Source organism: Novosphingobium sp. PhB55, from assembly GCF_004368805.1.
Taxonomy (GTDB): Bacteria; Pseudomonadota; Alphaproteobacteria; order Sphingomonadales; family Sphingomonadaceae; genus Novosphingobium.
Map to the genome: position 1 here is coordinate 643,918 of NZ_SODQ01000001.1, position 15,140 is coordinate 659,057.

The following is a 15,140-nucleotide window of genomic DNA, read 5'->3' on the forward strand; positions in this document are numbered from 1 at the left end:
CCCGGATCTCCCGCCGCTGGCCGATGGGCGGCGTTCGCCGCCGGGCCGATGGCGGGCAGGCCAGTCCGGGACGACGGCGTGATCAGAACATCTTGCGGAAATCGATGCCCAGCACCCTGCCCTGCGGCTCACGATAGGCCGCCTGGTAGGCGATCGGCACTTCCCCGTTCTGGTCTGTAACCTTCTGCCGCGAATCCAGCAGGTTGTCCGCCACGAGCGACAAGCGCGTGCCCTTGAGGAACGGCACTCTGGCCACGAGATCGGCATTCTTTCCCAGATCCGCGAAAATGCGGAGCTTGACGTCGAACGTGCTGCCGAAGCGCAAGTCCGAGCTGCCCGGCAGGCCGGTGCCGTCCACCCGCGTCGGCGCGTCCCATTCGGCCTTGAGGCGGAAGCCGTAGCCGTTCTTGAACATGCCGCCTTCGGCCTCGATCGCATGGCGCGGGACGCCGCCGGCCGTCAGGGCCTCGCCGTTAAGCTGGTCCAGTTCCGGCACGCCGTCGGCGATCTTGACGCGGTCGGTGAAGCGCCAGGTATGATAGACCGACAGATTCCAGCGGCCGCCCTTACCGCCAGGGCCGCCCGGACCGCCCGGCGGTGGACCGCCGCCAACCGGACCGGGCCCGCCGCCGCCGCCTGCCTGGTGGCCACCGCCGGAAGCGCCGCTACCGGAAGCGCCCGAGGGACGAGCGTCGCCGTCACCACCGCGCGCAGCGCCCGGAGGCGGAGGCCCGCCGAATGCACCCTGCCCGCCGCCGGCCTCCTTCTTGCCGAGATTGCCCGAAAGATTGAGCCCCCAGCGGATACGCGAACTGGTCTCCTCGTCGAAGGTCACCGCGCGCCGGTCGACGTAGACGAGGTTTCCGGAGGCATCGCGCTGCACCCGATCCGGGAACGCCGCCTCCACCGCCGAAGTCAGCATCGGGAAGGATTCGCTGACATTCGAAGATCGGTTGTGGAAGTATTCGAGGATGAGGTTGGAGCGCTCCATGAAGGGCAGTTCCCAGGTCGCCGAGAGCTTGATGTCGCGCTGGGTTTCCTTGCGCAGATCTTGGTTGCCGCCGGTCAGCACGGTCACGAGCGCGGTGGAATTCGTGGTGAAATCGTAGACCGAGACATTGTAGGTCAGCACGCTCGGTGCGCCCAGCTGCGCCAGGGTCGGCGCTTCCTGGTCCACCAGGTAGCTTGCCTGGAAAGTCAGCTTCTCGGTGGGAGACCAAGTGAGTCCGGCGCTCCAGTCGGTCAGCGTGCCGAAGTCCGACAAGTGGTTCAGCCCAGCACTGACATTGAGCGCGAGATCGCCGATGCCGCCCAGGAAATCGCCGCGGCTGGTCAACGGGATCGCCAGGTTGACGCCGCCCGAGACATCGCCGCGCGTCAGCGTGCTGGCGGCGGAGGTATCCGAATGAGTCTCGCTCTGCACCCGGCTGAAATCGTAGCCGCCCTTGAAGGTCAGGTTGGCATCGCCTGCCGGCATGATGAAGGGCGTGCCGGAGAGAGTGGCCAGGGAACTGAGCGAGAGCGTGCGGCTCCGCGCGGTGTCCACGCCCGCCCCGGCAACCACGGGCAGCGCGCCGGCAATGTCGAGCGTACCGGCCGCGGCCGCATCCTGAAGCCCCGTCAGGTCGCGCTTGCGATCGGTGCGCGTGCCGGCATCGGTATAGCTGCCGTCACCGGTGACGTTGAACATCCAGCGGCCGACCATGGTGTTGTAGCCCAGCCCCGCCTCGAACGTGTCGGTAACGACGCGCGAGGTCAGCGGATCGGGCAGCGTGCGCACTTCCTGGCTGCCGGCAGGCGACGTCAGCGTCACCGTGTCGAGCCCCGAAAGCGAGGTCGATACTTCGTGCGTGAAGGCGCCGTTCGCGGTGATCGAACCGGCCATGCCCTTGTCGCCAAGGTTCTGCGTCATGTTGCCGCCCACCGTGAACTCGGAATCGGCGGCTGCCAGACTGCGATAGCGCGCCGGCTCGGGATCGCCGGCCACCGTGGGCTGCGATCCGTCCTCCTGCCGCACATTGCGCTCGTCCTCGGTGAGCATCGACGTGTCGGTATACTTCGCGTTGAAGTTGTACCGCCGCGGCCCGGCGATCTTCACGATGCCGCTTTCCAGCTCGTAATTGTCGTAGCCGCCGCGCGTGGGATTGTTGAACTCTCCGGCGACGGTCGTGGCCGAGAACTTGTCCTTGAGGATGAGATTGACGACGCGCTGGTTCGCCGGATAGCCGAAGCGCAGCGCCACTTCCTCGGGCAGCACTTCCAGCTTGCGGATCGCCTCCGGCGGGATGTTGCGCATCTCGCGGAAGCTGGTGATGCGCTGGCCGTTGACGAGAATGACCGGCGTACCGCTGCCGCGCCCTCGCCCGCTGCCCGTCTGCGGCGAGATCGCATCGATCAGGTCTCCGATCGAGTCCACGCCGTAAGCGGCGATGTCGTCCTCGTCGAACGTGGCGATCGGCTGGTTGGGAACGTCCAGCTGGCCCAGGATGCGCGGGGCGACGACGACGATATCCCCCCCGGTCACTTCCAGCGGATCGTCGTCCTTGTCCTCGTCCGGCGGCACCGATGCGTCACTGGGATTCACAGCCGCGGCGATCCCGGCGCCGGCAACGGCCGTGCTGGTGGCGGCGCTGGTCATCATCGCGGCCTCTGCACCTACCGGCGAAGCCGGGACGACCTGCGCCTGGGCCAGCGCCGGCAGGCACACGCCGGCAAACAGCGGCCCAACCCATGGGACCAGATGCACGCACCGCAAATCAAACCTCCGATTGAAAAAGATATTTCCCGCCAATGAGCCTTGTTCTCGGCCCGCTGCGCTGATGCCGCGACTGCGAACATGCCGCAAGGTCGGGGCGGGTAACTTTTTGTCGCAACAGAATATGCATTTGTCGCAGGACAGTTCCGGAAGCGTTCGGCCAACTATTCGCAGGCGCATCCGCCCAAGCGACATGTCGTGTGCGGCATTTTTGAAACGACAACCGGCGAAAACGGGCTATCTGCTGGCCCCGTTCAAGAGTTCGCCAAGCAAGGCTTCCATTTTCGACGAGTCGTGGTTATGGCGCGCCCCAATCATGCAGCAGGCTTACGGGTATTGATCGCCAATGGCGAAAGAAGAACTCCTTGAAATGCGTGGCCGGGTCATCGAACTCCTGCCGAATGCGATGTTCCGCGTTGAGCTGGAAAACGGCCACGAGATCCTCGGGCATACCGCCGGCAAGATGCGCAAGAACCGCATCCGCGTGCTGGTCGGCGACGAGGTGCTCGTCGAGCTGACCCCTTACGACCTTACCAAGGGCCGTATCACCTACCGCTTCATGCCGGGTCGCGCTGGCCCCGGTCAGTACTGATCGTGACCCCTGCCGAAAACGCCTCCGCAGCCCGGCACGACCCGCAACTGGTCCTCGCCTCGGCCAGCCCGCGCCGCCGCGAGTTGATCGCGCGGCTGGGCATCGTTCCCCACGCCATCATCGCTGCCAATATCGACGAGACGCACGGAGACCGCGAGGTTCCCCGCGAATATGCACGCCGCATGGCGCGGGAGAAGGCACTCGCCGTGGTGCTTCCGGCCGAAGCCGGCGATGCTCATGTCCTGGCGGGCGACACCGTCGTCGCCTGCGGCCGCCGCATCCTGCCCAAGGCAGAGGACGAGGCGACCGCGCGCGCCTGCCTGTCCCTGCTCTCCGGCCGCCGCCACCGCGTGCTCTCCGCCATCGCCCTGAAATCGCCCGACGGCACGCTTCGCGAAAGGCTATCGGAAACGATCGTGCGCTTCAAACCGCTCACGAAGCAGGAAATCGACGCCTACATCGCCGGCGGCGAGTGGGACGGCAAGGCGGGCGGCTATGCCATCCAGGGCAGCGCCGAGGGCCTGATCGCCGCGATCACCGGCAGCCATTCCGGCGTCGTCGGCCTGCCCTTGTTCGAAACCCGTGCACTGCTGCAGGCAGCGGGCTTCGCGATTGGCTGAGTGGCTCGTCGAGGACGGGATCGGCGAGAGCCGCGCGATCCTGGTCGAAAATGGCGAGGTCCTGGCTGCCCGGCTGCAATGGCACGGCCGCCTCGCACCCGGTGAAGTGGCCGACGCGGTGCTGCTCTCCCGCACGAAGGGCGCGCGGCGCGGCACGCTTCGCTTCGCTTCCGGCGAAGAAGCGCTGGTCGACGGCCTGCCGCCGGAAGCCGGCGAGGGCGCCACGCTGCGTGTCGAAGTGACACGCGCGGCCATGGCGGAAACTGGCCGATTGAAGCGCGCGCAGGCGCGGCCCAGCGCCGCGCCGATCCGTCTCGCGCCGACACTCGCGGAATCGCTGCGCGGCGGCGGCCTCCCGGTCCGCACGCTCCGCGCCTTTCCGCAAGACCCCTGGCCGGAGCTTTTCACCGAAGCACTGGACGGCGAACTGGCCTTCGACGGCGGCGCGATCCTGGTGATCCCTACTCCGGCGATGACCCTGATCGACATCGACGGCACCCTCCCCCCGCGGGCCCTGGCGCTGGCGGCGATCCCCGCGATCGCGCGCGCCGTGGGCCTGCTGGACCTTGGTGGCTCGATCGGCATCGATTTCCCCTCGCTGGAGCGCAAGGAAGACCGACGCGCGGTGGACGAGGCGCTGGCCGCGGCGCTGGACCACTGGCCGCACCAGCACACGGCGATGAACGGGTTCGGTTTCGTCCAGCTGGTGGCGCGGCTGGAACGGCCCTCGCTGCTCCACCGCCTGCGCCACGAACCGGCGGGCGCCTGTGCGCGGCTGCTCCTGCAGCAGGCCGAACGCGTCCAGGAGCCCGGAACGCTCCTGCTGACCGCCCATCCGCGCGTCCGCGCCAAAGTGCGGCCGGAATGGGAAGCCGAACTGGCACGGCGCACCGGCCGCGTGCTGGCCTGGCGCGAAGACCCGGGCCTTGCACTGGCGGGCGGTTTCGCGCAGGCGATCACCTCATGAGCGACGACACAAATCCAAGCACGGCCAAAACCGCGGGCCAAGGCGCTGGCGGCAGGCCCAATCGCAAGTGCCCGATCTGCGGAAAGCCGCGCGCGGTCGAGCATACGCCCTTCTGCTCCAAGCGCTGCCGCGACCGCGATCTGCTGCAGTGGCTGGAAGACGGCTATGCCCTTCCCGGCCCGCCCGCGCCTCAAAATCCGGACTCGGACCTTTATCCACAGGACGATTGAAATGATCGTGTCATTTTAGGGTTGCCAAGCCGGTTCATGTTCTTCATAGGCCCGCCACCAGCAGCGAACGGCCGCCTCGGCAGCCGAAAAATTCGCTGAAAAGCTTGGTCTCGCACGATGACCAAACTCGGTTTGGTAAGCCCGGGTAGCTCAGTTGGTAGAGCACATGACTGAAAATCATGGTGTCGGCGGTTCGATCCCGTCCCCGGGCACCACTCTCTTCGGAGGGTGGTGCCTTTTCCTTTTGGGCCTCCCCTCACATAGCCTCTGGACATCTCCGTTAGCTTTCTCGCATTAGTGAGGGGCGTACCCGCGCGCGTGTTCCAAAGTGAACATATGTATCCTCGCGGTGACAGAATTGCGGGCCGAATCGAAAAATAAACTGCGATTGCAGGATTTTCGGACCGGGATTTCACGTATAAATACGATGTTAACCATTAGTTGTCAGTCCTGTTCGGGCAACAACGGGGATTGTCATGCGCATTGATGCCAGGAATTTGCTGGACCGCTTGGGCCGCAACGAATTCGCGTACAAGGAATTCGAGGATCGCTTTTCCGACCTCGAACTCTGGCCGATCCTCGAAGCCCTGCTGCGCGATCCACGCCTTCAGACGCTCGACCAGACGGCTGCCGAAGCGCCTCCTGTCGAGACGGAAAATTCCGACCCGGAACTCGCTGCGGAGCCGCTGAAGAACCTCTTCAGCCGCTATGAGCAACATTCTGTTTCACCATCGATTGCAAAATCAGTTGTTGAAGAGCCCGTTCGCGATGTACGAGCGATGTTGCGCCATTTGTCGGACCTTGGCGCCCGGGGGGAAATCTGATGCCGATGATCGTCTGTCACGGTCCCAAGGGGGGGACCGGGAACACTTTCGTTGCCGCTCATCTGGCGATGGGTCTGTCGGCGCAGGGCGCGGACGTGACCGTGGTGAGTGTCGCCGCGCGCGATTCCCTGCCGCTTCACTTCGGCCTTTCTCCCGCCACGTCGCTTCCCGCGATCACCGCGCCGGCCGACGAGGCGGTGCTGGTGGGCGGCATCAACTTGCGTAGCTGGCGCCGCGCGGCCGAAGATCTCGACTTCGTGCCGATGCTGAACGAGCTGGGTTACTTCCAGCCCGGCAAGGAACGCGTCCTGGTCGTCGACGTGCCCTCCGGCGACACCCGCCTGGCGCGCCGCCTGATCGAGCACGCCTGCGCGCACGTCTGCACCATCAATGCCCAGCCCGACACCCTGGCCCTGCTGCCGCAGGTCTTCGGCGAAGCCGGCCCCGAGGGCCTGGCGCGCACTGCTTTCGTGATCAATGCGCTCGACGAAACGCGCCGCCTTGGCCGCCACGGCGCCGCCTTCATCCGCGAACTGGCCGGACAGCGCCTGATCGGCCGCATCCGCATGGACGAAGCCGTTCCCGAAGCCATCGCCACCTTGCAGATGCTCGGCCGCTACGCGCCGGCCAGCGTGGCCCTGGCAGACGTGAAGCAGATCGCGGAGGCCATCGCGCCCACCCTCGATTCCACCACCAACAGCTGGGTCGCGCCGGTGAGCCTCGCCGCATGATCCGAAATCTCGTTTCGCACCGCGCCGTCAGACTTCTGGCGATCGTTCCGATCGCCCTGATCGCGGCCATGGTGATCGGGGTCCCTCTCGACACCAATGCCCAGTGGATGTTCGCGGGCGTGACGATCCTGGGAACGCTGGTGATGAAGCGCTGGCCCGGCCGCAAGGGCGCGCTCGCGCTCGGGCTGCTGGCCGTGCTCATGTCCACGCGCTACATGTTCTGGCGCACGACGCAGACGCTGGCTTTCGGCACCCTGCCCGAATTCCTGTTCGGCACCGGGCTCTACCTGGCCGAACTCTACGCCTGGGTGATCCTCATCCTGGGCTTCATTCAGACGAGCTGGCCGCTGGACCGCCCGGTGATCGAGCCCAAGGGCGATCCCGAGACCTGGCCCACCGTCGACATCTACATCCCCACCTACAACGAAAGCCTGGAGATCGTGCGCAACACGGTCTTCGCGGCGATGGACCTCGACTATCCGGTCGACCGCTACCGCATCTTCATCCTCGATGACGGCAAGCGCCCCGAATTCCGCGCTTTCGCCAAGGAAGCCGGCTGCGGCTACCTGACGCGCGACAACAACCTTCACGCCAAGGCGGGCAATCTCAACGCGGCGATGAAGAAGACCGACGGCGAGTTGATCGCCATCTTCGACTGCGACCACGTTCCCACCCGCGCCTTCCTGCAGCTGACCGTGGGCTGGTTCCAGACCGACCCGCGGCTCGCGCTGCTGCAGACGCCGCACCACATGTATTCGCCCGACCCCGTGCAGCGCAACCTAGCCTCGACCATGGGCGACATGCCCGGCGAGGGCGATCTGTTCTACGGCGCGGTCCAGGGCGGCAACGACCTCTGGAACGCCACCTTCTTCTGCGGCTCCTGCGCGATCATCCGCCGCGAGGCGCTGATGGAAACCAACGGCTTCGCGGGCGAGACCGTGACCGAGGACGCCCATACTGCGCTCAAGCTGCAGCGCACCGGCTGGAACACCGCCTATATCAGCGCCCGCCTTTCGGCCGGCCTGGCCACGGAGCGCCTCGTGCTCCACGTCGGCCAGCGCATCCGCTGGGCCCGCGGCATGACGCAGATCCTGCGTATCGACTTCCCGCTGACCGGCAAGGGCCTCACCTGGCAGCAGCGGCTTTGCTACCTCAACGCGATGCTGCACTTCCAGTATCCGCTGCCCCGCATCGCCTTCCTGACCAGCCCGCTCGCCTACCTGATCTTCGGCCAGAACATCATCCAGGCTTCGGCCTCGCTGATCTTCGCCTATGCCATGCCGCACCTGTTCTGCTCCTCGATCGCCAACGAGCGCACGCAGGGCGGAGACCGCCGCCCCTACTGGGGCGAAGTCTACGAAACGATCCTGGCTTTCCACCTCGTGAAGCCCACGGTCATGACCTGGCTGCAGCCCCGCAAGGGCAAGTTCAACGTGACCGACAAGGGCTCGCTGCTCGACAAGACCTATTTCGACTGGGCGATCGTGCGGCCGCATCTCGTCTGCATCGGCCTGCTGGTGGGCGGCATCCTGCTCGCCGTCGTGAAATGGGCCTTCTTCCCCTACATGTTCAACATCCAGACCGATACGCTGGTGCTGAACTGCGCCTGGGCGACCTTCAGCCTCATCATCCTGCTCGCCGCCGTCTCGGTGGCGCGTGAGACCCGGCAGGCGCGGCAGGACATTCGTATTCCGGTCTCGCTGCCGGTCACGGCCTACCTCGCTTCCGGCCATGTCGTCAGCGCGACCACCATCGACATCTCGATGGGCGGCGCCGCGCTCTCGCTGCCGCCGGAACTGCCGCTGCGCGATGTCGAGGTGACGCACATCACCATGGCCATGGGCGACGAAGTGCTCTCGATCCCGGTCAAGACCATGCGCACCCGCTCCAGCAATGCCTACGTCCGCTTCGAACAGCTGGACATGCTGGCAAACCGCCACCTCGTGCGCGCCGTCATGGGCCGTGCCGACGCCTGGCAGCCCACCGGCCCCAACCCGCAAGTCAGCGCGCTTCGCTCGCTGGCAGATATCATTCTTGTCGACATGGTAACGATCAAGCGCATGCTGCGTCTCAATTTCTCCGAACGTCGGCAAATGGCCGAGATCGCTGCCCGTATGCCGGCCCTGCCCGCCCCCGAGGTGACGAAGGAAGCCAAGGGCATGCGTTCGCTGCTGCCGCTGGCCAAGGCGGCCGGCGTGGCCGCCGCGCTTGCGCTGGGCGTGGCCACGGTGCTGTTCGGCAGCCAGGAAGTCCACGCCGCGCCGGCCCGGTCCGCAGCGACGCCTGCCCAGGAAACCGCAGCGAACGGACCGGCCGATACCGCCGCCCCGCCGCGCAGCGGGCTTGGCGAGCGCCTGACCTTCAAGGACATGCGCGTCACCAGCCCGATCCGCCTCCAGGGCACCCAGGGCGAAATCGGCATTCCCTTCGGCATGCGCCAGGACCGCGTCGTGACCTCGGCCGTGCTCACGCTGCAGCTCTCGTGGTCCGCCCAGATGCTGGACGACATCAGCCAGCTTGTGGTGATCGTGAACGGCGAAGTGGTCCAGGCCGTGCCGCTGACCCGCGGCGAGGCCGGCGGCCACGTCCTGCGCATCCCGATCAACGCCGCCCTGCTCCTGCCGGGCGACAACCAGCTCAACATCCGCTTCCTGGGGCACTACGCGCGCGATTGCGAGGATCCGTTCCACAGCTCGCTCTGGGCGAACATCAGCAATACCCGCTCGTTCCTCGAGGTCGAATATCAGGCGCTGACCTTCCAGCCCGACCTCTCGCGCCTGCCGCTGCCGTTCTTCGACAAGGGCCAGAACGTGCCGCTGCGCATGCCTTTCGTCTTTGCCGGACAGCCGCACAAGGGCGAGCTTGAGGCCGCTGCCGCCACGGCATCCTGGCTCGGCTCGCTGGCCTCCTATCGCGGCTTCTCATTCAAGCCGGTCTACGGCTCGCTGCCCAAGGGCAATGCCGTGGTCTTCCTCAAGGCAGGCCAGTCGATCCCCGGCCTGGACATCGCACCCGCGACCGGTCCCAGCGCCGCGGCCGTGCGCAATCCGGTCGATCCCACCGGCACCCTGCTGGTGCTGATGGGCCGGGGCGACGCCGACCTGCGCATCGCCGCCGGTGCCGTGGCCCTGGGCCGCGGCGTGTTCGGCGGACAGCGCATGTCCTTCGACGGCGTGCGCATCCCCGCCTGGCCGCGTTACGGCGCCTTGCGCTGGATCTCGACCGACAAGCCGGTGCAGCTGGGCAAGATCATGCCCGCTTACGCACTGCAGGGTATGGGCTTCCGTCCCGGCCCGCTCACCGCCAGCTTCCGCGTCGCGCCGGACTTGTTCTTCTGGCCCCGCGAAGGCGGCCGCCTGAACCTGACCTACCGCTATCCCACGGCCGACTGGCTCGACCAGCGCGCCTCGCGCCTTGATGCCTCGCTCAATGGCCAGTACCTCAAGACGCTGCCGCTCAGCTCCACCTGGTGGACCAACCTGTTCGGCGCGCGCGGTGCCAAGAGCGAAGACTCCTCGGCCACGGTCGTGCTGCCGCGCTACAACCTGTTCGGACAGAACGAGCTGGCGCTCGACTACAACCTCATCATCGCCGACAAGAAGAAGTGCACCGGCACTCTTCCCGAGAACGTGCGCACGTCGATCGACCCCACCAGCACGATCGACCTGACTTCGGCCTACCACGCAATCCTCATGCCCGACCTGGCGACGTTCGCCGGCGCCGGCTTCCCCTTCACCGCGGCGCCCGACCTTGCCGAAACCACGGTGGTGATGGCTGCCAATCCCTCGCCCTCCTCGGTCGAGGCCTTCCTCGCGCTGATGGGCCGCTTCGGTGACTCCACCGGCGTTCCGGTGACCGGGATCACCGTCAGCTCCTCGGCCAGCGCCAGCGAGCTGCAGGACCAGGACGTGCTGGTCGTGGGCGGCGTGGAACTGGCCTCGGCCGGCTCGCTGTTCGACAAGGCGCCAGTGCGCTACGTCGGCGGCCACCTCGAAGTGACCGAACGCTCGCCTCTGCAATATGCCACCTCGTTCTTCGGCGGCACCGAGCGCAACGACCCGATGGCCGCTGCCCCGCTCGTCTACAATGCGCGGGGCTTCTCCGGGATCGTCAGCTTCCGCTCGCCCTACTCGTCCGACCGCACCGTGGTCGCGATGCTGGCCGACAACGCCGGCGCGCTGCCCACCCTGGTCGACGGTATGTCCGACGTGAAGATCAACGCCGCCATCCAGGGCGACCTCGCGGTGACCAAGGGCGACGGCATGACCAGCTTCGCCATCGGAGACCGCTACTGGGTCGGCTCGCTGCCGGTCTGGATGAAGCTGGCTTACTGGTTCAGCCAGCGTCCGATGCTGATGGGCCTGTTCTCGCTGTTCCTGGCCGCGATCCTCGCCGGCCCGACCTACCTCTACTTCCGTCGCCAGGCGCAGCGCCGCCTCGGCCACCAGGACGACAACGCATGAGTTCCGCGAAGACCCGCCTGCGCCTCGTCGGCCTGGCCCTGCTGCTCTCCACCGCGGCCGCCGGCGTAAGCCCGGTATCGGTTCATGCCCAGGCGGCCGGGGTAGACGCCCTGTTGCAGCAGGCGAAGTACTGGCGCTCCAAGGGGCGTGAGGATCTGGCCCAGCAGGCGCTGCGACGCGCCAAGGCGCTCGATCCAAACAGTGCCGCGGTGAACCAGGCGCTCAATGCCCGGCCCGCAGCCCCGAAGCCGGCGCCGCAGCCCGCTCCCAAGGCCGCGCCCGCACCGAGGCAGGCAGCCGCCCCGAAGCCTGCGCCGGCGCGCACGCCGGCCCCGCAGCCGGTGCAGCAGCAGCCCGCGCGCGTTGCCGCGGCGCCGACGCGCAGTACGCCGGCACCGACCTCTTCGGCCAACCGCGCCGGTCAGGCCCGCGTAGCGGGCTTCGACGCGTTGGAGGACGGCAATCTCGCTTCGGCTTCCAGCCAGTTCCAGCGCGCGCTCTCGGTCAATTCCCGCGACCCCGACGCCCTGGGCGGACTGGGCCTCGTGCGCCTGCGCGAGAGCAATTTCGCCGAGGCGGCCAATTACCTCGAACAGGCCTCGCGTTACGGCAAGGCCAGCCAATGGGCCGAAGGCCTCGCCTCCGCGCGCTTCTTTGCCGGGCTGGCCGATGCCCGCAATTTCGTGGCCCAGGGCCGCCTTGCCGATGCACAGTCGGTGACCGAGGGCCTGATCCGCTCGGGCTACAAGGAACCGGCGCCCGCGCTCGAAATCCTGGCCGACATCTACGAGAAGCAGGGCCGCTACGCCGACGCCGCCGATCTCTACCGCCAGGCCGGCCAGGGCGGCGGTTCCGACGACAAGCGCCTGCAGATGCGCGCCGCCCGCGGCCGGGCCCTGGCCGCGGCCGCCAATGGCGATGACATGGGCGCCATGCGCGAGTTCCAGAACGGCCTCGTGCTCGATCCGACCGACCCGTGGATCCGCTACGAATTCGCCGAGTTCCAGATCCGCCGCGGCCGCATTCCCGAAGCGGAATCGCTGCTGCGCTCGCTGACCTCGATGGGCCAGCCCGACGCGCTCTACGCCGCCGCCCTGCTCAACAACGATCTCGGCCGCGCGCCCGAAGCCGCTCGCCTGATCGACATGATCCCGGAGGCACAGCGCACCGCACCGATGCGCACTTTCGCCATCGGCGTGAAGAGCGATGCCGCGATCGCCCGCGCCAAGGCCATGGCCGCCAGCGGCCAACAGGCCCAGGCCCTCGCCTCGCTCCGCCAGCTGGGCGCCATGTCGGCCATTCCGGTCGGCAAGCAGGCCGCCGTCGCCAATGCCCTTTACGATCTGGGCGATGCCCAGGGCGCCGCCGCGGTGGCGGAAAACGCCATGCAGGGCCAGGTCACGGGGATTGCCGACTACGAGGGCCTGATCAGCGTCCTCGCCCGCGTCGGCCGCGATGATCTCGCGCAGCAGGCACTCCAGCGCGCCAGCGCCATGGCCGGCACTTCGGCCGAGGGCCAGCAGGCCTATGCCCGCATGAACGCCGCCCTGCTCGTCAGCCAGGCCGACCGTTCGCGCCAGGCAGGCCGCTTCGCCGAGGCCTTCGACATCCTGCAGAGCGCCTGGAGCGCCTCTCCGCAGAACATGGACATCCTTGCCGGTCTCGCCCGCCTCTACCAGGGCGGCCAGATGCCCGCCCGCGCGGCCCAGACCTGGCAGCTCGTGCTGGCGCGCAAGCCCGGCGACAAGGACGCCCTGCTCGGCCTGGCCGAAACCGCACAGGCGGCCGGGGACAACGATCTGTCCCGCCGCGCCCAGAACGACGTGCTCCGCGCCTTCCCGCAGGACTACCAGGTCCGCCTCTCGCTCGCCAATGTGGAGCGCGCGCGCGGCAACGACCGGGCAGCCATGAACCTGCTCAAGGATGCGCAGAACCTTTATGCGCGCGGCCAGGGCGGCACCTCGATCGAGGGTCTTGCCGGCGGCAATCCTTTCGCGGCCATGACCCCGGCCGGCGGCTCCAACCCGTTCCGGGGCCGCGCCGTCGCCGCGCCTCAGCCGATCAACCCCTTCGCTCTGGGCGGCGGCACCCGCGTCCCGAGCGCGCCCGCCGGCAGCTATGGCTCGGCCGCAAGCTACGACGCGCCTTCGAACTATGGCGCGGCACCCAGCTATGGCGCGCCCTCGGGCTACGGCGCCCCCGCCATGGCCGCAGCGCCCTACCCGGCGGCTGGCAACGGCAGCTATGGCGGCAACACGTATGGTGGCGGCAGCTACGGAAGCGGACTGGCCGACGCGGGCATGGATGCAGGCTCGGCCACCGCTTACTCGGCCGATCCGGTCATGGCGCAGATCCAGTCGCAGATCGCCGACCTCTCTCAGGACAGCGGCCCCCGCGCCGACATCGTCACTGGATACCGCCGCCGCTCGGGCGAAGCGGGGCTCAGCCAGCTGGACGAGATCAAGGGTTCGGCCCGCTTCTCCACCGATGCGCCGGGCGGCCGGGTCTATGCCAAGGCGGAAGCCTCGGTGATCGATGCCGGACGGGCCAACCAGTCCGGTCAGGCACGGTTCGGCCTCAACGGCCTGATCGAGGCGGCGGCCATCGTCCTGGAACAGCCCTCGGTCTTCCCCTCGGCCCAGACCCAGAACGCCTCGGGCGTCGCCTTCACGGCGGGTTACGAGAGCGACACCGTCAAGCTAGAAGGCGGCACCACCCCGGTCGGCATGGGCAAGACCAAGGCCACCTTCCACGCCGAAGCCTCGCCCAAGCTGTCCGAAACCGTGCGCGCCAAGGTCTTCGCGGAGCGCCAGCCCGTGACCGACAGCGTGTTGTCCTACGCTGGCACCCGCGATCCGGTGACGGGCATGCGCTGGGGCCAGGTCATGCGCTCGGCAGGCGGCGCCGGGCTTTCCTATGACGAGGATGGCAGCGGCGTCTACGCGGAAGGCCGCTACTACCGCTTCCGCGGCACCAACGTCGCCCGCAACGACGGTTTCGAGGCCAATGTCGGCGGCTACCTGCGCGCCTACCACGGCACGCATGCCAACCTCACCGTGGGCCTCAACGTGAACTACCAGGGCTACGACAAGAGCCAGAACTACTTCACCTGGGGCAACGGCGGCTACTTCAGCCCGCAGAACTTCATCAGCGTCGGCTTCCCGGTGAATTACACCATGGAAGACGAACTCTTCGATATCCGCGCCTCGTTCACGCCCGGTTTCCAAAGCTACAAGCAGGATCAGACCAACCTCTATCCGATCAACGACGAGTTGCAGGCTGCGCTCGACGTGCTGAAGGCGGCGAACAACGACGTGCGTTCCTACTACGACAGCATCAGCAAGACCGGCTTCGCCGTGTCGAGCGACCTGTCGATCTACTACAAGCTGAGCCCCACCACCCGCATCGGCGGCGAGGCCAGCTACAACACCTTCGGATCTTATGACGAGTTCCGGAGCTTATTGGGCGTGAGACAGAATTTCGGGAGCACCGGCCGATGAAACTTCACGCATTTCCCTCCCCTCGTTCCGAGGGCGAACAGAGCGGCGCAGGGGGCCTTGCGCTCTTCGCGATGATGGCCGCAGCCGAAGTCTGCGAAGGCGCACCTTCCGCGCAGGCGCAGGGTTTCTTCGCGGCCATAGGCCGGCGCATGGCCACGCTGGAGCCGCTGGAAGGCGTCAGCGATGCAGCCGTGCTCTGCGCCCGCATCAACGGCTTCTGGCAGGACCTGGGCTGGGGCGAGATCGAACTGGCCGTGGGTGACGATGCCATCGTCGTCCACCACCGCAACCTGCCCAAGGCCCTTGCCTCCGACCAGCAGGGCAATTGGAACACGATGCTGCTGGGCTTGCTGCAAGGCGCCTACGATGCGTGGTTCCGCGTGCTCGGAAGCGGCCCGGCGCTGCACACGGTCGCCCAATGGCAGGGCGACGTGATCGAACTGCGCCACGGCCGCTGA

General features: G+C 67.4%; 10 protein-coding genes and 1 tRNA gene. 10 read left to right on the forward strand and 1 reads right to left on the reverse strand.

Annotated elements, in window-relative coordinates:
* Positions 1-82: 82 nt before the first annotated feature.
* Positions 83-2,746 (reverse strand): TonB-dependent receptor, encoded by a 2,664-nt coding sequence (locus tag EDF57_RS03105; protein ID WP_134093039.1) that lies wholly within the window; start codon positions 2,744-2,746, stop codon positions 83-85.
* A 355-nt stretch (positions 2,747-3,101) separates the two neighbouring features.
* On the opposite strand from EDF57_RS03105, the gene infA reads away from it, so the two are divergent.
* The 10 genes from infA (at position 3,102) to EDF57_RS03155 (ending at position 15,140) form a co-directional block, all read left to right on the forward strand.
* Positions 3,102-3,347, forward strand: coding sequence for a translation initiation factor IF-1 (infA, locus tag EDF57_RS03110; RefSeq protein WP_132263148.1), 246 nt, complete (start codon positions 3,102-3,104; stop codon positions 3,345-3,347).
* 2 nt (positions 3,348-3,349) lie between these two features.
* A complete protein-coding gene (locus tag EDF57_RS03115; RefSeq protein WP_134093040.1) occupies positions 3,350-3,967 on the forward strand; it encodes a nucleoside triphosphate pyrophosphatase in 618 nt (205 codons plus the stop codon).
* Complete coding sequence (locus EDF57_RS03120) at positions 3,960-4,934, forward strand: ribonuclease E/G (protein WP_134093041.1); 975 nt, start codon at positions 3,960-3,962, stop codon at positions 4,932-4,934. Before EDF57_RS03115 ends, EDF57_RS03120 begins: the two co-directional genes overlap by 8 nt.
* Positions 4,935-5,008: 74 nt before the next feature.
* Positions 5,009-5,164, forward strand: coding sequence for a DNA gyrase inhibitor YacG (gene yacG / locus EDF57_RS03125; RefSeq protein ID WP_132264136.1), 156 nt, complete (start codon positions 5,009-5,011; stop codon positions 5,162-5,164).
* Between the two features lie 139 nt (positions 5,165-5,303).
* A tRNA-Phe gene (locus EDF57_RS03130) sits at positions 5,304-5,379 on the forward strand.
* A gap of 261 nt (positions 5,380-5,640) precedes the next feature.
* Positions 5,641-5,988, forward strand: coding sequence for a hypothetical protein (locus EDF57_RS03135; protein ID WP_132263153.1), 348 nt, complete (start codon positions 5,641-5,643; stop codon positions 5,986-5,988).
* On the forward strand, positions 5,988-6,719 hold the full coding sequence (locus EDF57_RS03140) for a cellulose synthase operon protein YhjQ/BcsQ (RefSeq protein WP_132263155.1): 732 nt from the start codon (positions 5,988-5,990) through the stop codon (positions 6,717-6,719). The genes EDF57_RS03135 and EDF57_RS03140 overlap by 1 nt, the downstream gene beginning before the upstream one ends.
* Positions 6,716-11,182 carry a UDP-forming cellulose synthase catalytic subunit gene (bcsA, locus tag EDF57_RS03145; protein ID WP_134093042.1) on the forward strand — a complete coding sequence of 1,489 codons (4,467 nt, stop codon included), beginning with the start codon at positions 6,716-6,718 and terminating at the stop codon, positions 11,180-11,182. Before EDF57_RS03140 ends, bcsA begins: the two co-directional genes overlap by 4 nt.
* A complete protein-coding gene (locus EDF57_RS03150) occupies positions 11,179-14,682 on the forward strand; it encodes a cellulose synthase subunit BcsC-related outer membrane protein (RefSeq protein ID WP_134093043.1) in 3,504 nt (1,167 codons plus the stop codon). The genes bcsA and EDF57_RS03150 overlap by 4 nt, the downstream gene beginning before the upstream one ends.
* Positions 14,679-15,140: a hypothetical protein gene (locus EDF57_RS03155; protein ID WP_134093044.1), complete on the forward strand. Its 462-nt coding sequence runs from the start codon at positions 14,679-14,681 to the stop codon at positions 15,138-15,140. Before EDF57_RS03150 ends, EDF57_RS03155 begins: the two co-directional genes overlap by 4 nt.